This window comes from Alterinioella sp. B-7, from assembly GCF_056857775.1.
On sequence record NZ_JBSXNT010000025.1, the window covers coordinates 98,605 to 115,647 of the forward strand.

Sequence of the window (17,043 nt, forward strand, 5' to 3'; positions counted from 1 at the left end):
AACAAGCCTCTGGCCCTCGCGCGCGCCGCCCTCTAACGTCGCGCCCATGCTGCGCTTTATCCTCGGGCGTCTTGTCTCGCTCGGCCTCAGCCTGATTGCCGCAAGCCTCGTCATCTTCGTGGTGATCGAGGTGGTTCCGGGCGATCCGGCGGCCTTCATGCTCGGCCTCAACGCCAACGAGGAGACAGTGCAGGCCCTGCGCGAAGACCTGGGCCTGACAGGCAGCAAGGTCAGCCGCTACATCACCTGGATCACCGGACTGGTGCAGGGCGATTTCGGCACCTCCTATACCTACCGCGTGCCGGTGTCGGAGTTGATCCTGCAACGGCTCTGGGTGTCCTTGCCTCTGGCGGGGTTCGCGTTGATCCTGTCCACTCTGATCGCGTTTCCCATCGGCCTGATCGCGGCGTCAAAGCGCGGCACGGCGGCGGATTATTCCATCATGGGCGGCACGCAACTGGGCATCGCGGTGCCGAATTTCTGGTTCGCCATGCTGCTGGTGCTGGTCTTCGCGGTCAACCTGCGCTGGTTCAACGCGGGCGGCTTTCCGGGCTGGGAGGCGCCCGGCGCGGCGCTGAAATCCCTGCTGCTGCCCGCCGTGGCCCTTGCCCTGCCGCAAGCAGCGATCCTGGCGCGCGTGATGCGCTCCGCCCTGATCGAGACCATGGGGCAGGATTACATCCGCACCGCGCGGGCCAAGGGGCTGACACGCCGCCAGGTGACGCTGCGCCACGCGCTCCGCAATGCGCTGATCCCGGTGCTGACGATCATCGGGCTGCAATTTTCGTTCCTGCTGGCGGGCGCGATCATCATCGAGAACGTGTTTTTCCTGCCCGGCCTCGGGCGGCTGATCTTTCAGGGCATCACGCAGCGCGACCTGGTGGTGGTGGAATCTGTCACCATGCTGCTGGTCTTCGCCGTGATCCTGGTCACTTTCCTGGTCGATATTGCCTATGCGCTGGCCGATCCGAGATTGCGGAGGCGGTCATGACTGTCCTGCCTCCGGGCCAACACGCCGCACGAGGGGACGAGACCATCGCCGTGATCGGCGGCGGCATGGCCGGTGCGCTGGTGGCGCTGGAGGCCGCCGACCGGGGCGCTTCTGTCGTGCTGTTCGAGGCCGATAGCCACGTGCTGCGCCACGCGTCGCGCGTGAACGAGGGCAAGATCCACCTCGGTTACGTCTACGCCGCCGATTCCACCGGTCAGACGGCGCGCCGGATGATCGAGGGCGCGCTGGCGTTCCGCCCGATCATCGAGCGGTGGGTCGGCGCAAGGGCATTCGACGCGGCCCTTACCGATCCGTTCGACTACCTGGTGCCCCATGACAGCCAATTGTCGCCCGAGCAATTGGAGGCACATCTGAGCGCCGTCGATCGACTGATCGCGGAGGCGTCGGACGGCTCGCGGCGCTATCTGGGCGAGGACCGGCTGGAGCCCTGGCAGCGGCTCGATCCGTCGCCCTACCGTATGGGCCCTCGGGATGTCGTGGCGGCCTACACGACGCCGGAGCGGGCGGTCGATACCTTCGCGCTGGCCGATGCGATCGCTGCGGCCATCCATCGGCATCAGCGCATTTGCATCCGTCTGAAGAGCCGGGTGCGCCGGTGTTCGCCCCGCAAGGGCGGCTGGTCGATCCAATGCGACGGCTCGGCTGTCACCGACCATGGGCCGTTTCGCCAGGTCGTGAACGCGGCCTGGGCCGGACGCAGGCAGATCGACCGGGATTCGGGCTTTGACGACGGGGCCGACTGGTTCACGCGCTTCAAGTTCAGCGTCAATATCGAGACCGGCCCCGGGGGCAAGGATCTGCGCAACATGACCGCCTTTCTCGGCACCTATGGCGATGTGGTCGCCTATCCTGGCGGTCGGGTCTACCTGTCCTGGTACCCGGCGGGAATGGTCTCGGCGACGACCGGCCCCGAGATGCGACCGCCGCAGCCCTCCGCGGCGCAAACCCGCAGGTTGCATCGCCAGACCGTCGCCAACCTGTCGCGCCTCTATCCCGCGCTGTCGGACCTGCCGGTGCCGGATTTCGACAGGCCCCAAACGGTCAGCGGCGGGTTCATCGTGGCACGCGGCACATCCGATATCGACGACACGAAAAGCCAGTTGCACGAACGCCATGCCATCGGGCTGCACCGGTTGGCCCCCGGCTATTTCACCCTGGACACCGGCAAGTACACGACCGCCCCCGCCCTGGCCCTGGCCACCGCCGATGCGCTCCTGCCCCGCAAGGTGATCCATGCCGCAATCTGACCGCAGCCCGCCCGCCGTCGCCCCAACTGGTCCGATCGGCTACCGTGCACGACCGGCGCTGACGATCTGTATTCCCGCCTACCGCGCAACGCCGTTCCTGGATCGCACACTGAACGCCTTGCGCCGCCAGACCTTTCGGGATTTCCAGGTGATCCTGTCCAATGACGGCGGCCATGACGCGCCCGAGATCGACCGGCTCTGCGCCGATCCCGGAATCCGGGTGATCCATCAGACGGCCCGACTTGGATGGGTGCGCAACAAGACCCGGCTGGTCGCGCTGGCGAGTTCCCCCTATTTCGCCATCCTGCCGCATGATGACGAGCCCGCCCCCACCTACTACGCCACCTTGGTCGGCACGTTGCAGGACGACCCCGGTGCCTCGGCCGCCTATAGCGACATCTCCTTGGCCGGGTTGGAGGACCGGGAGGGGGTCAGGATCGCCGCCAAGGCACATACCGGCACGCTGCGGCAGCGGATCATGGATGTGATCACGGATGACTATCCGGGCGTCAGCATTCGCGCCGTCAACCGCACGCCCCCCTGCTGGCGCGCGCTGGCGTTGCAGCCGAACCCGATGGGGGATCTGTTCGTCGACAGCACCTGGATCATGCAGCAGGCCGTGCTGGGGCCGATGATCGCCGTGCCGCGCCCGCTCTACCGCAAGCACTATCACGGCGCCAACACCCACACGGAATGGAAGAAGACCCCGGACGCCAATGTCGCGGCGGCCTGGATGACGCATTGCGTTCATCTGACGGCGCTTGGGCTGGGGCATCTGTCCGATCCTGCCGACCAGCAGGGCATCCGCGAGGCCGGGGAAACCCGTTGCCTGACGCATCGGCCCGCCCCGGTGCCGCGCTGGATCTCGCGGGCCTGCATGAGGCACTGGGAGGAAACCCCGACCCCGGCCCTGCGCAGGGGGTTTCAGTCGCGTGTCACCCAACGCCTCGAAGTTCTGCGGCATCGGGATCTGCTGCCTGCGGTAAAGGATAGCGCGTCATGACCCGCCTCCCCCTCTCGCTGGTCATCGGAGCCGTGCTGTCGGTGCTCTTCCTTGTCATCGCGCTGCTCAGCCTGGTCTGGACGCCGCATGACGTCGAGACCCTCATCATCGCCGACCGGCTGCGCCCGGCGGGGGCGGAATACTGGCTTGGCACCGACCAGTTCGGGCGCGACATGGTGTCGATGCTGATGGTGGGCGCCCGCATTTCCATCGCGGTGGCGCTGGTCGCGGTGGGGATCGGCGTGGCGCTTGGCGTGCCGCTTGGTCTGGCGGCCGCCGCCAACCGGGGCAGCCTGCTGGATGAAGTGATCATGCGCGGCAATGACCTGATCTTTGCCTTCCCCAGCCTCGTCATCGCCATCCTGATCACCGCCGTGTTCGGCCCCTCCGCCTTCAACGCGATCATCGCCATCGGCATCTTCAACATCCCCGTCTTCGCCCGTGTCGCGCGGGGTGGCGCGCTGAGCCTCTGGACGCTCGATTACGTCCTCGCCGCACGGGTGGCGGGCAAGAACAAGACGCGGATCAGCGCCGAGCATATCCTGCCCAATATCTCCAGCCTGCTGATCGTGCAGGCCACGATCCAGTTCTCGCTCGGCATCCTGGCCGAGGCGGCGCTGTCCTATGTCGGCCTCTCGGTGCAGCCACCGGTGCCAAGCTGGGGCCGGATGCTGGCCGATGCGCAGACGATGATCTACAGCCACCCGATGCTGGCGGTGCTGCCGGGGCTGGCCATCGTCTTCATGGTGCTTGGCCTCAACCTGATGGGCGACGGCTTGCGCGACATGCTGGACCCGCGCCTGAGGCGGGTGCGCGCATGATCGGGATCGACCGGCTCTCGCTCGATATCTACGGGATGGAGATCCTGAAGGGCGTGACTTTCGAGATGCGCGCGGGCGAGGTGTTCGGGCTGGTCGGCGAAAGCGGCTCGGGCAAGTCGATGACGGCGCTCAGCCTGATGCAGCTTCTGCCGCAGGGGGCGCGGACCAGCGGCGCGGCGCGGCTGGATGGGCGCGACCTGCTGACGCTGTCCGAGCGCGATATGTGCGGTTTGCGCGGCAATGATATCGGCATGATCTTCCAGGAGCCGATGACCGCGCTCAACCCCGTGCGCAGCATCGGCGACCAGGTGGCCGAGACCCTGCGTATCCACGGCGCGGCAGGGCGGCGCGAGGCGCTGGACCTGGCGCGCGAAAAGCTCGACCGGGTCGGGCTTTCCCAGATTGATCTGGACCGCTTTCCGCATGAGCTGTCGGGTGGCCAGCGGCAGCGCGTCTGCATCGCCACCGCCATTGCGCTGCGCCCGCGCCTCCTGATCGCGGATGAGCCGACGACAGCGCTGGACGTGACCACGCAGGCGCAAATCCTGACGCTGTTGCGCGATCTGGTGGATGATGAGGATATGGCGCTGCTGCTCATCACGCATGACCTGGCCGTTGTCGCCGACATGGCCGACCATATCGGGGTCATGCAACGCGGCGTGCTGGTGGAACATGGCGCGACGGATGTGGTTCTGCGCGAGCAACGCCACCCCTATACACGGTCGCTGTTCGAGGCATCGCGCCACCAGCCGACCCGCCGCTCCGCCCCGCACGGGCAGGCCCTGCTGGAGGTGAGACAGGCAACCCGCGAATATCCCGGCCCGCGCAAGGGGGTCCGGCGTGGCCCGCCGGTGAAGGCCGTCAACCAGGTCAGCCTGACCCTGCATGAGGGCGAAAGCCTGGGGCTTGTCGGCGAAAGCGGCTGCGGGAAATCGACGTTGACCCGCGCGATCCTGGGGCTCGACCCGATCCAGGGCGGCGGGATCCGCGCCTTCGGCCATGCGGTCAGCCCGACCATGCCGCATGCCATGCGCGCAGGTATCCAGGTCGTGTTTCAAGACCCTTACGGCAGCTTCAACCCACGCTGGAAGGTCGAGCATCTGGTGGCCGAGCCCTTTCACCTGATCAGCGACAAGCCGCAGGCATCTGAGCGGCGCGAACAGGTCGGGCGCGCGCTGGAGGAGGTCGGGCTGTCGGCCAGCGATATGGAGAAATACCCGCATGAGTTCTCCGGCGGGCAGCGCCAGCGCATCGCCATTGCCCGCGCCCTCATCACCAACCCGCGTATCCTTGTGCTGGACGAGGCCGTATCGGCGCTGGACGTCTCGATCCGGGCGCAGATCCTCGATCTGCTGGCGGATTTGCAGACGCGTCTCGACCTAAGCTACCTCTTCATCAGCCATGACCTGACCGTGGTGCGCGCCATCACCGACCGGGTGCTGGTGATGAAATCCGGCGAGATCGTCGAGGAAGGCGCCACCGAAGCCGTCTTCGACGCGCCTGGGCACCCCTATACGCAGGCGCTTCTGGCCGCCGCCCCGCGCCTGCCCGCGTTTTCCCGAAAGGAGTCCTGAGATGCAGCTTTGGTTCGATTCAGCGGAGGTGTTCATTGGCGGGCGCTGGTACTTGCCCGAAAGCGGCGAGACGCTGCCCCTTGAGAACCCCTCGACCGGAGAGGAGATCGGGCGCATCGCGCGCGGGCAGGCCGCCGATATCGACGCCGCGGTGCAGGCCGCGCGGGAAGCGCTGGCGGGCGAATGGGGCGCGATGACAGCCGCAGAACGGGGCCGGGTGATGATGCGGCTCTCCTGGCTGATCAGCCAGAAGATCGACGCGCTGGCCGAGATCGAGGCGACCGATGTAGGCAAGCCACTGGCGCAGGCGAAAAGCGACGCCGTCGCGCTGGCCCGCTACATGGAATTCTATGGCGGGGCCGCCGACAAGGTGATGGGCGAGACGATCCCGTTTCAGGACGGGTTCACCGTCTACACCCTGCGCGAGCCGCATGGCGTCACGGGCCATATCGTGCCGTGGAACTACCCGATGCAGATCATCGGGCGCTCGGTCGGCGCGGCGCTGGCGATGGGCAATGCCTGCGTTCTGAAACCGGCGGAGGAGGCGTGCCTGTCGGCGCTGGCCTTCGCCGATCTGGCGCGGCAGGCGGGGCTGCCCGATGGGGCGCTGAACGTGGTGCCGGGTCTGGGCGAGGAGGCGGGCGCGGCGCTGACCGCGCATCCCGGCGTCAACCACATCTCCTTCACCGGGTCGGTGGGCGTCGGCAAGCTGGTGCAGCGGGCGGCGTCCGACAATATCGTGCCGGTCACGCTGGAGCTTGGCGGCAAGTCGCCGCAACTGGTCTTTGCCGATGCCGACCTCGACCGCGCCCTGCCCTTCCTGGTCAATGCAGGGATCCAGAATGCCGGGCAGACCTGTTCGGCTTCGTCGCGCATCCTGGTCCATGAGAGCATCTATGACGAGCTCTGCACCCATATGGCGGCGGCCTATGACGGGCTGACGGTCGGCCCCGCGATGGAGGATCACCGGGTCGGGCCGCTGATCTCGGCGAAACAGAAGAAAATCGTCGAGGGGTTCCTGTCGAAGACCGACGACAACCATGTGCTGAGCCGGGGGCGCATCGTCGACGATGCGCCGGGTGGTGGCCACTACGTCGCGCCGACCCTGATTTCCGGTATTGGCCCGGATCACGCGCTGGCGCAGGACGAGATCTTCGGGCCTGTGCAGGTGATCCTCCCCTTCCGCGACGAGGAGCATGCCGTCGAGATCGCCAATGGCACCGCCTACGGGCTGGTCGCCTCGGTCTGGTCGGCGGATGGCGGGCGGCAGATGCGGCTGGCCAAACGCCTGCGCGCGGGCCAGGTGTTCCTGAACAATTACGGCGCGGGCGGCGGTGTGGAACTGCCCTTTGGCGGGGTCGGCCATTCGGGGCACGGGCGCGAAAAGGGGTTCGAGGCGCTTTACGGGTTCTCTGTGTTGAAGACGGTTGCGGCCTGGCACGGGTAAGCGCGGCGTCGACGCCGCGCGGGAACGCGATTTCGAAATCGCGTGCAAGCTCTTTCGAAAGAGCTTGGGCCGCTTGAACAAACCGGTGTGGAGGGGTAACTCCGCCCTACGCCAGCAGCCAAGGATCATCCCATGCCCATTGACCGCACCGTCAAGATCGCGCCCTCCATCCTCTCCGCCGATTTCGCCAATTTCGGGGCCGAGATCGAGGCCGTGGAGGCTGAGGGCGCCGATTGGGTCCATGTCGATGTGATGGACGGGCATTTCGTGCCGAACCTCACCTTCGGCCCGACGCTCTGCAAGGCAATCCGGCCCCATATCAAGACGGTGATGGATGTGCATCTGATGATCGCGCCGGTGGACCCTTATATCGACGCCTTCGCCGATGCGGGTGCTGACATCCTGACCGCGCATCTCGAGGCGGGCGCGCATACGCATCGCACGCTTCAGGCCATTCGCGGCGCGGGCGTCAAGGCGGGGCTGGCGCTCAACCCCGGCACGCCGGTCGAGGCGGCGGCACCCTTGCTGGATCTCTGCGATCTGGTGTGCGTGATGACGGTCAACCCCGGTTTCGGCGGGCAGAAATTCATCCGCACCCAGGTGGAGCAGATCACGAAATTGCGCGGGATGATCGGTGACCGGCCCGTGCATATCGAGGTCGATGGCGGCGTCGATCCGAACACCGCCCCGATGGTGGTCGAGGCCGGGGCCGACGTGCTGGTTGCCGGATCGGCGGTGTTCAGGGGCGGCTCGGTCTCCGACCCCGCGCCCTATGGCGAGAACATCCGCGCGATCCGCGCCTCACTGGCTGGCCGCGCCTGAGACCAGGCTGTCCAGCATCGCCATGCCAAGCGCCGCCTCCTCGCCCGCGGCGCGATACCAGCTGCGAATGATCGCGCGCTCCTCGGGTTCCATGTAGGACACGTTCGCGGGCGGCATCGCGTCGGTCAGCCCCGCCTGAAGGTAGATCACCTGCGCCGCGCGGGCAATGTCGGCGGGGGTTTCCAGCAAGATATCGCGCGGCGCGCGGCGGATACCGGGCCAGGAGGGCTCGCGCGCGTGGCACATGGCGCAGCGGCCCGGAACGATGGCCGACACATCCTCGAAACCGGCGGCGGCGACCAGCACCTCCTCGCGGGCGGTCAGGTCGCGGGCCTCGCTTTCCTCCCAGCTGTCTTGCTGGATCCCGGCGGTCGAGAGCCACATGATCACGATGAAGAGGGCGGCGGTCACGGCCCAGGTCCAGTAGGGCTCGCCCTTGCGGGAGTGCATGGTGTTGAAGAAGTGGCGGATGGTGACGCCCATCAGGAAGACCAGCGCCGCGATGATCCAGTTATACTCGGTGGCGAAGGCCAGCGGGTAGTGGTTGGACAGCATCAGGAAGATGACCGGCAACGTCAGGTAGTTGTTATGGGTCGAACGCAGCTTGGCGATCTTGCCGTATTTCGCGTCGGGCGTGCGGCCCTCCTGCAAATCCTTCACCACGATGCGCTGGTTTGGCATGATGATGAAGAACACGTTGGCGGTCATGATCGTGGCGGTGAAGGCCCCCAGATGCAGCAGCATGGCGCGGCCGGTGAAGATCTGGTCATAGCCCCAGCCCATGATCACCAGCAGGACGAACAGCAGCAGCATCAGGGTGGTCGGGCTTTCGCCCAGTTTCGACTTGCACAGGAAGTCATAGACCAGCCAGCCGATGGTCAGCGACGCGGCGGAGATCACGATGCCCTGCCAGGTGGCGAGATCGGCCTTGTTGGGGTCGATCAGGTAAAGCTCCGCCCCCGCCCAGTAGACGATCATGAGCAGCACCGCACCCGAGAGCCACGTCATGTAGCTTTCCCATTTGAACCAGGTCAGATGCTCGGGCATCTCGGACGGGGCCACCAGGTATTTGCGGATATGGTAGAAGCCGCCGCCATGGACCTGCCATTCCTCGCCATGCGCGCCTTCCGGCATGTCGGGGGCCTTTTGCAGCCCCAGGTCGAGCGCCACGAAGTAGAAGCTGGAGCCGATCCAGGCGATCGCGGTGATGACATGCAGCCAGCGCACGGCGAAGCCCAGCCAATCCCAGATGATCAGAAAATCTTGCATCGCGCGGGTCCCCTCGGAATCGTGAAAATCGCTGTGGCATTTCTATCTGAAAGGCGCTTTTGTCGGTATTGCAAGAAATTGCCCAGCTGTTTCAAAAATCCGCTAAGAATGCCCCATGGCCTATCTCGACAACATCAGAACGTTCGTGCGCGTGTATGAGCTTGGCTCGATGTCGGCGGCGGCGCGGGATCAGCGGATTTCGGCGGCGGTCGCGTCCTCACGCATCTCGCAGCTTGAGGAGCATCTGAGCGTGCGCCTCTTTCAACGCACGACGCGCCAGTTGAACCCGACCGAGCAGGGCCAGATCTTCTATCGCGGGGCCTGCAAGATATTGGAGGCGGTGGAAGAGGCCGAGGGCGAGATCAGCAATGTCACGGACACGCCGCGCGGCACGCTCTATATCGCGGCGCCCCTAGGCGTGGGCCGCAGGCTGATCGCCCCGGCGGTGCCCGATTTCAAGCGCAAATACCCGCTGATCGACATTCGCCTGCGCCTGTCCGATCGCCGTCTGGACATGGCCGCCGAGGGGCTGGATGTCTCGTTCTTCCTGGGCGTGCCCGAGGACAGCACGCTGCGCATCCGCAAGATCGCCGATTGCCCGCGGGTGATCTGCGCCGCGCCGGATTACCTGGCGCAGAAGGGCACGCCGCAAACGGGACGTGACCTGACCGGGGGCAAGCATGATTGCCTGAACCTGCGCTATCCCGGCGCGCCCGAGTTTCAATGGCCGCTGCAGATGCCCGAAGGGGTCACCCGCATCGCGGTCAAGGGGCCGTTTGAATCGGATGATGGCGACGTGCTGACGGCCTGGGCGCTGGCCGGGCACGGGCTGATCCTGAAGCCCGAATTCGAGGTCGCGGATCACCTGGCCTCGGGGGCGCTGGTGCGGGTGCTGGAGCACGAGCCGCCGGTGCCGATCCAGATGGCCTGCCTCTACATGCACCGGCGCAGGCAAGACCCGAAGGCCCGCCTGCTGATCGACTTCATGGCCGAGCATATCCGCCGGGAATTGCCGTGACCCCGCGAAAACTCTTGGTCAAAAGTTTTCCGGGCTAAAAAACTTGGCCAAGATTTTTCGGTCTCAACTGCCGCGATAGGTGCTGAAGCTGTAGGGCGACAGGAGCAGCGGCACATGGTAATGCGCCTCGGAATCCGCCATGCCGAAACGGATCGGGATCTGGTCGAGGAACAGCGGCTCCTCGCCCGCATTCCCCGTGCGGCGCAGGTAGTCGCCCGCTTGAAAGACCAGCTCATATTGCCCGGTCTCGAAGCTGTCTTGCGGCAAGATCGGGCCGTCGGTGCGGCCATCGGGATTGGTTTCCATCTCGACGATCTTGTCACGCGCCTCGCCCGTGAGGCGGTAGAGCACGATGCGCAACCCAGAGGCGGGCAGCCCGGTCGCGGTGTCCAGAACATGCGTGGTCAGATATCCGGCCATAATTCCCTCACTTGCTGTTGTTCCTGCCCTTTATACGGGCAAATCGGGCCGCCGCACGTCCTTCCCCGCTACAGCAGTTTCAAAAAACTCCGATAAGTCAAAAAGATTTTATTGCCCTAAGGTGGCCGCCAAGGAGAGGAGCGTTCACAGTGACAAGATACATCCGAGACATGCGCGGGTATGGACCCACGCCCCCCAATGCGAATTGGCCGAACGGGGCCAGGATCGCCGTGCAGATCGTGCTGAACTACGAGGAAGGCGGCGAGAACTGCGTCCTTCATGGCGATGCCGCCTCGGAGGCGTTCCTGTCGGAGATCGTGGGGGCCGCGGCCTGGCCGGGGCAGCGTCACTGGAACATGGAATCGATCTATGAATACGGCGCAAGGGCCGGGTTCTGGCGGCTGCATCGGCTGTTCACCGAGCACAAGATCCCGCTGACCGTCTACGGGGTCGCCAGCGCGCTGGCGCGCAGCCCCGAACAGACCCGCGCCATGCAGGATGCCGGGTGGGAGATCGCCAGCCACGGGCTGAAATGGATCGAGTACAAGGATGCCGACCCCAAGGCCGAGGCCGCCGACATGGCCGAAGCCATCCGTCTGCACACAGAGGTCACGGGAGAACGCCCGCGCGGCTGGTATACCGGGCGTTGCTCGGACAACACGGTGCGGCTGGCCGCCGAAGAAGGCGGGTTCGACTACGTCGCCGACACCTATGCCGACGACCTGCCCTACTGGACGAGCTTCGGCAGCAAGGACCAGCTGATTGTTCCTTACACGCTGGATTGCAACGACATGCGCTTTGCGACGCCGCAGGGTTTCAACTCGGGCGATCAGTTTTTTGCCTATCTCAAGGACAGCTTCGATGCGCTCTATGCCGAGGGCGCGGCAGGCGCGCCCAAGATGCTGTCGATCGGCCTGCACTGCCGCCTCATTGGCCGTCCGGGCCGGGTCATGGCGCTGAAGCGGTTTCTGGACTACGCGCAGTCGCACACGGATGTCTGGTTCGCCCGCCGCATCGACATTGCCGAGCACTGGATCCTGAACCACCCGCCGCAGCATGTCGAGCGTCCGTCAGAGATGGATCTTGAGACCTTCGTGGCCCGATACGGTTCGATCTTCGAGCATAGCCCCTGGATCGCCGAGCGCGCCCATGATCTGGAGCTTGGGCCCGCCCATGACAGCGCCATAGGGCTGCACAATGCGCTGACGCGGATGTTCCGCAGCGCCAGCCGCGAGGAACGGCTCGGCGTGTTGACGGCGCATCCCGACCTGGCGGGGAAACTGGCCGCCGCTGGCAAGCTGACGGCGGAATCTACCGCGGAACAGGCGGGCGCTGGCCTCGACATGCTGACCGACGCGGAGCGTGAGACGCTGACCCGTCAGAACGAGGACTACGTCGCCAAGCACGGCTTTCCCTTCATCATCGCGGTGCGCGACCATGACAAGGCGTCGATCATGGCCGCCTTCACCCGGCGCATCGACAACGACACCGAGACCGAGTTCGCGGAGGCCTGCCGCCAGGTCGAGCGCATCGCGGAGTTCCGGCTGAAGGATCTTCTGCCGTGAGCGCGCCCCTGATCCCCGTGCCGCTGAATGCCGAGGATTTCGCGCCGTTCGGCGAGGTGATCGAGATCGGCGGCGCACCCGACAAGCTGATCAATCAGGGCATGTGCGGGCGGCACCACGATCTGGCGCGGCTCGATTTCTCGGACGGGCGCGCGGGCATAAGCCTTTTCGACGCCAAGGCGCGGTCCCTGCCCTGCCAGGTCGAGATGATGGAGCGCCATCCCAAGGGAAGCCAGGCCTTCATCCCGATCAGCGGCACGCCGTTCCTGGTGCTGGTGGCCGAGGACGCGGGCGGCACACCCATCAACCCGCGCGCCTTCGTCACCCGGTCGGGCCAATCCATCAACCTGCATCGCAATGTCTGGCACGGGGTGCTCTGGCCCCTCGATGCGCCGGGCCAATACGCCGTCATCGACCGGATCGGCGACGGCCCCAACCTCGAAGAACACTGGTTCGACCAGCCGCTATCGGTCGGCCAGTTGGATTAGCGAACCCGCCGCAAAAGAGCGGGGATCGACACTACACTCAAATCCAAACGAAGGAAGACAACAACCAATGGCTGATCATTCGATTGGGACCGCAGAACAGCTGCGCGATCCGAATTTCACTCCGCCACTGCACAAGGCGATCCCGCTCGGGATTCAGCACGTGCTGGCAATGTTCGTATCCAACGTCACGCCCGCGATCATCGTGGCCGGCGCGGCGGGCTTCGGCTTCGGGTCAAACTCGCCCGATTTCCCCGAGCTTCTTTACCTGATCCAGATGTCGATGCTGTTTGCCGGCGTTGCGACGCTGTTGCAGACCATCACGATCGGCCCTGTCGGGGCGGCACTGCCCATCGTGCAGGGCACCAGTTTCGCTTTCCTGCCGATCATGATCCCGCTGGTTGCGGGCCAAGGCGTCGATGCGCTGGCGGCCCTCTTTGGCGGCGTCATCATCGGCGGTCTCTTCCACGCCTGCATCGGTCTGTTCATCGGCAAGATCCGCTTTGCCCTGCCGCCGCTGGTCACGGGCCTTGTGGTCACGATGATCGGTCTGGCGCTGGTCAAGGTCGGCATCCAGTATGCCGCGGGCGGTGTTCCGGCCATCGGGACCGAGGAATATGGCAGCCTGCTGAACTGGTCGGCGGCCCTGGTCGTGATCGTGGTCACGCTCGGCCTCAAGTTCTTCACGCGCGGAATGCTGTCGATCTCGGCGGTCCTGATCGGCCTCATCGTGGGCTATTTCTACGCCATCGGCGTTGGCATGCTGTCCTTCGAATCCATCGCGGGTTCCTGGAACAACTCCGCCGCATTCGCGCTGCCAGATCCGTTCCGCTATGGCTTCACCTTCTCGGCCGCCGCGGTCATCGGCTTCTGCCTGATGGCCTTCATCTCGGCGATTGAAACGGTGGGCGACGTGTCCGGTATCACCAAGGGCGGCGCGGGCCGTGAAGCGACCGAGGAAGAGATCCAGGGCGCGACCTATGCCGACGGTCTCGGCACCGCGCTGGCCGGTGTCTTCGGCGGCTTCCCCAACACCTCGTTCAGCCAGAACGTGGGCCTGATCGCGATGACCGGCGTGATGAGCCGCCACGTCGTGACCTGCGGCGCGATCTTCCTGATCATCTGCGGCCTGATCCCCAAGGTGGGCGGCATCATCCGCACGGTGCCCATCGAGGTGCTCGGCGGCGGCGTCATCGTGATGTTCGGCATGGTCGTGGCCGCCGGTATCTCGATGCTGTCGGACGTGGACTGGAACCGCCGCAACATGGTGATCTTCGCGATTTCGCTGTCGATCGGCCTGGGCCTGCAACTGGAGCCCGGCGCATTGCAGCACCTGCCGCAGACGGCCAGTGTCCTGCTGACCTCGGGCCTGCTGCCCGCGGCGCTGATCGCCATCGTTCTGAACCTGATCCTGCCCGAAGACCTCGCCGCGGAGGCGACCGAGGAAGTCTCGGGCGGCCATGCTGGTCATGGTGTCGGGAGGTTGCACCCGGACTGAAGACACCGATGGCCCGCCGGAACGCGGGCCGACAGCAAAGACCCTGGCCCCGCCCGCGACAAGCCGGCGGGGCTTTTCTTGACAGACATGGCGAACCGGACAACCCCCCGTCGCGGCAATCGGACACGGCCCGAAACATGTGCTAGGGTCCGACGTCTGCACCCCCTGCAGCGGGATGGGATCATGCAAGACAAATGGACCGATGGCGATGCCTACGAGATGTATGTCGGGCGTTGGAGCAGGCAGACCGGAAAAAGCTTCCTGTCCTGGATAGACGCGCCTCATCGGTTCAGGTGGCTTGACCTCGGCTGCGGGACCGGGGCGCTCACGTCGCGGATATTGCAGGATTGCGATCCGGTTTCCGTGGTGGGAGTCGAGCCGTCCGAAGGGTTCCTGGCCCTGGCGCGGCGCGCGATCACCGACGATGATCGCGCCAGTTTCGTGCAAGGCACGGGTGAGAGCATCCCGGTGGCGGATGGCTCGGTCGATGTGGCGGTGTCGGGGCTGGTCCTGAACTTCATTCCCGAAAAGCTGGCAGCCATCGCCGAGCTCAAACGCGCGGTTCGGGATGGCGGAACCGTTGCGGCCTATGTCTGGGACTATTCCGGCCATGTCCAGTTCATGCGCTATTTCTGGGATGCGGCCACAGCGCTTGATCCTTCCGCCTCTGACAATGACGAGGGGCCCCGGTTCCCGGTCTGCCGCCCGGACCCGCTGGCGGCCCTGTTCTCGGAGGCGGGGCTGACCGAGGTCTCGACCGCACCCATCGACATCGTGACTCCGTTTGCGGATTTCGATGACTATTGGTCGCCGTTCCTGTCCGGTGTTGGACCTGCCCCGGGGTATTGTGCGTCTTTGGACGACACCGCGCGCCAGGCCCTGAAAGACCGGTTGATCGAGACATTGCCGACTGATCCCGACGGTATGATCCTGCTGGCCGCGCGCGCTTGGGCTGTTCGCGGAAGGGCCTAGACCCGCAGTACGACAACGCCCGACGCCATCACTGGCACCGGGCGTCACGGTTTCGGATCGGACCGGGCGTCAGAGAAACGGCATATGCCGGTTCACGTCCTTGTAGAGCAGATAGCGGAACGGCCCCGGACCGCCCGCGTAACAGGCTTGCGGGCAGAAGGCGCGCAGCCACATGAAATCGCCCGCCTCGACCTCGACCCAGTCCTGGTTGAGGTGATAGACCGCCTTGCCTTCCAGCACGAATAGCCCGTGTTCCATCACATGGGTTTCAGCGAAGGGAATGACTGCGCCGGGTTGCAGCGTGACGATGGTGATGTGCATGTCGTGGCGCAAATCGTCGTGATCCATGAAGCGCGTCGTGGCCCAGGCCCCGTCGGTATCGACCATCTCGTTCGGCGCAATATCGGCATCGTTGGCCACGAAAGGCTCGGGCGTGCCGAGCCCCTCGACCGGCTGGTATTTCTTGCGGATCCAGTTGAACTGCGCTGTCGTGTCGCCTTTGTTGCGCAGGCTCCAGGACATGCCGGCGGGGATATAGGCAAAGCCGCCGGGGCCGACCTCATGCGCGGTGCCGTCGATGGTGATGCTGAGCGTGCCGGACATCACCAGGATACCGGACTGCGCCGATGCGTCGGTTTCGGGCCGGTCGCTGCCACCGCCCGGTTCCACCTCGCCCACATATTGCGAGAAAGTCTCGGCAAAGCCGGTCATGGGCCGCGCGATGACCCAGAAGCGGGCCTTGTCCCAGAAGGGCAGCAGCGAGGTGACGATATCCGACATCGTGCCGCGCGGGATGACGGCATAGGCGTCGGTAAAGACCGCACGGTCCGTCAGCAATTGCGTTTGGGGCGGCAACCCACCCGGCGGACCGACATATCTACGCCCTGACATCGGCAGACTCCTACGATTGCACCTGGCCGCCATCAGACCCTGCAACCGTCTGCTTTCCAATAGCAAACCGGGCCTGAAAACCATGAAGGATTGCCTTGGCATTCCTGATAATGAAAATGTGGGGCCGGACCGCTCCGGGTCAAGCATTGCAACCCGCGCGCGATTGCGGAACTGTCCGGGCAAATGACGCGGGAGAACGCATGGCCATCACACCGATTCCTCCAGGCGACAGTGCCGTCGCGGTCGTGAACCCGGACGGCGGAGGGCCGCTGGTGCTGGTCTGCGAACATGCCTCGAACCATATTCCCGCGCGCTATGGCGGCCTGGGGCTGGCGGAGGCTGATCGCGACAGCCACGCCGCCTGGGATCCGGGCGCCTTGGGCGTGGCGCGGGCCCTGTCGGCGCGTCACGATGCGCCACTGGTGGCGGGGGCGGTCTCGCGGCTGGTCTATGATTGCAACCGCCCGCCCGATGCGGCCAGCGCCATGCCCGCACGGTCGGAGCGCATCGAGGTGCCGGGCAACCGCGACCTCACGCCCGACGCGCGCGCGGAACGCGAGCTCTCGGTCTACCGCCCGTTCTGTGCCGCGGTGGCCCGCATACTGGATGCGCGCCGCGCGGCACGGGTCGGCACCGTTCTGGTCACGATCCACAGCTTCACGCCCGTATTCAACGGCCAGCCCCGCGCGGTCGAGATCGGCCTGCTGCACGATCAGGACACGCGGTTGGCCGACCTGATGCTGCAGAACGCCCCTGCCCTGCCGCATCGCCAGATCGCCCGCAACGCGCCCTACGGACCGCAGGATGGCGTCACCCACAGCCTGCGCCTGCATGGGCTCGCCCGCGCCCTGCCCCACGTGATGATCGAGATTCGCAATGACCTGCTGACAAGCGCGGCCGATCAGGCCAGATTGGCGGGCGAGATCGACACATTGCTGACGCCCGCCCTGATCGCCCTCGGGCTGTCCCCGGTGGCGCACGCCCTCTGACCCGGAAAGA

The 17,043-nt window shown here is 65.6% G+C and carries 16 protein-coding genes; 13 read left to right on the forward strand and 3 right to left on the reverse strand.

What is annotated here, in order from left to right; all coding sequences use genetic code 11:
• Positions 1 to 46 precede the first annotated feature (46 nt).
• The 7 genes from AC13C7_RS06385 (at position 47) to rpe (ending at position 7,926) form a co-directional block, all read left to right on the forward strand.
• Positions 47 to 991 carry an ABC transporter permease gene (locus tag AC13C7_RS06385; RefSeq protein ID WP_172319759.1) on the forward strand — a complete coding sequence of 315 codons (945 nt, stop codon included), beginning with the start codon at positions 47 to 49 and terminating at the stop codon, positions 989 to 991.
• Entirely contained in the window at positions 988 to 2,259 is a 1,272-nt protein-coding gene (locus AC13C7_RS06390; protein ID WP_482866938.1) for an FAD-dependent oxidoreductase, read from the forward strand. The genes AC13C7_RS06385 and AC13C7_RS06390 overlap by 4 nt, the downstream gene beginning before the upstream one ends.
• A complete protein-coding gene (locus AC13C7_RS06395) occupies positions 2,246 to 3,262 on the forward strand; it encodes a glycosyltransferase family 2 protein (protein WP_482866939.1) in 1,017 nt (338 codons plus the stop codon). The genes AC13C7_RS06390 and AC13C7_RS06395 overlap by 14 nt, the downstream gene beginning before the upstream one ends.
• Positions 3,259 to 4,083 (forward strand): ABC transporter permease, encoded by an 825-nt coding sequence (locus tag AC13C7_RS06400; protein ID WP_172319756.1) that lies wholly within the window; start codon positions 3,259 to 3,261, stop codon positions 4,081 to 4,083. The genes AC13C7_RS06395 and AC13C7_RS06400 overlap by 4 nt, the downstream gene beginning before the upstream one ends.
• Entirely contained in the window at positions 4,080 to 5,657 is a 1,578-nt protein-coding gene (locus AC13C7_RS06405) for an ABC transporter ATP-binding protein (RefSeq protein ID WP_482866940.1), read from the forward strand. The genes AC13C7_RS06400 and AC13C7_RS06405 overlap by 4 nt, the downstream gene beginning before the upstream one ends.
• Before the next feature lies 1 nt (position 5,658).
• Positions 5,659 to 7,104, forward strand: a complete 1,446-nt coding sequence (locus AC13C7_RS06410) for an aldehyde dehydrogenase family protein (RefSeq protein ID WP_482866941.1) — start codon at positions 5,659 to 5,661, stop codon at positions 7,102 to 7,104.
• 132 nt (positions 7,105 to 7,236) lie between these two features.
• Complete coding sequence (rpe, locus tag AC13C7_RS06415) at positions 7,237 to 7,926, forward strand: ribulose-phosphate 3-epimerase (RefSeq protein WP_482866942.1); 690 nt, start codon at positions 7,237 to 7,239, stop codon at positions 7,924 to 7,926.
• Here the strand turns inward: rpe and AC13C7_RS06420 are convergent.
• The gene (locus tag AC13C7_RS06420) at positions 7,906 to 9,195 is read right to left on the reverse strand and encodes a urate hydroxylase PuuD (RefSeq protein WP_172319752.1); all 1,290 of its coding nucleotides are present in this window, start codon (positions 9,193 to 9,195) and stop codon (positions 7,906 to 7,908) included. The genes rpe and AC13C7_RS06420 overlap by 21 nt on opposite strands.
• Before the next feature lie 115 nt (positions 9,196 to 9,310).
• Between AC13C7_RS06420 and AC13C7_RS06425 the strand changes: the two genes are divergently transcribed.
• Positions 9,311 to 10,213, forward strand: coding sequence for a LysR family transcriptional regulator (locus AC13C7_RS06425; RefSeq protein ID WP_172319751.1), 903 nt, complete (start codon positions 9,311 to 9,313; stop codon positions 10,211 to 10,213).
• 63 nt (positions 10,214 to 10,276) lie between these two features.
• Here AC13C7_RS06425 and uraH read toward each other — a convergent pair whose 3' ends face one another.
• The gene (gene uraH / locus AC13C7_RS06430) at positions 10,277 to 10,633 is read right to left on the reverse strand and encodes a hydroxyisourate hydrolase (RefSeq protein ID WP_482866943.1); all 357 of its coding nucleotides are present in this window, start codon (positions 10,631 to 10,633) and stop codon (positions 10,277 to 10,279) included.
• Positions 10,634 to 10,782: 149 nt separating this feature from the next.
• On the opposite strand from uraH, the gene puuE reads away from it, so the two are divergent.
• From puuE to AC13C7_RS06450, 4 genes are all read left to right on the forward strand, one after another.
• Positions 10,783 to 12,198: an allantoinase PuuE gene (gene puuE / locus AC13C7_RS06435; protein ID WP_482866944.1), complete on the forward strand. Its 1,416-nt coding sequence runs from the start codon at positions 10,783 to 10,785 to the stop codon at positions 12,196 to 12,198.
• A complete protein-coding gene (locus tag AC13C7_RS06440) occupies positions 12,195 to 12,686 on the forward strand; it encodes an ureidoglycolate lyase (protein WP_482866945.1) in 492 nt (163 codons plus the stop codon). The genes puuE and AC13C7_RS06440 overlap by 4 nt, the downstream gene beginning before the upstream one ends.
• 67 nt (positions 12,687 to 12,753) lie before the next feature.
• Positions 12,754 to 14,181 (forward strand): uracil-xanthine permease family protein, encoded by a 1,428-nt coding sequence (locus AC13C7_RS06445; protein ID WP_482866946.1) that lies wholly within the window; start codon positions 12,754 to 12,756, stop codon positions 14,179 to 14,181.
• A 183-nt stretch (positions 14,182 to 14,364) separates the two neighbouring features.
• On the forward strand, positions 14,365 to 15,153 hold the full coding sequence (locus tag AC13C7_RS06450) for a class I SAM-dependent methyltransferase (protein WP_482866947.1): 789 nt from the start codon (positions 14,365 to 14,367) through the stop codon (positions 15,151 to 15,153).
• Between the two features lie 69 nt (positions 15,154 to 15,222).
• On the opposite strand, the gene AC13C7_RS06455 is transcribed toward AC13C7_RS06450, so the two are convergent.
• Entirely contained in the window at positions 15,223 to 16,044 is an 822-nt protein-coding gene (locus AC13C7_RS06455) for a bifunctional allantoicase/(S)-ureidoglycine aminohydrolase (RefSeq protein ID WP_482866948.1), read from the reverse strand.
• 200 nt (positions 16,045 to 16,244) lie between these two features.
• Here AC13C7_RS06455 and AC13C7_RS06460 point away from each other — a divergent pair, with 200 nt between their 5' ends.
• A complete protein-coding gene (locus AC13C7_RS06460; RefSeq protein WP_482866949.1) occupies positions 16,245 to 17,033 on the forward strand; it encodes an N-formylglutamate amidohydrolase in 789 nt (262 codons plus the stop codon).
• The last annotated feature ends 10 nt before the right edge of the window (positions 17,034 to 17,043 follow it).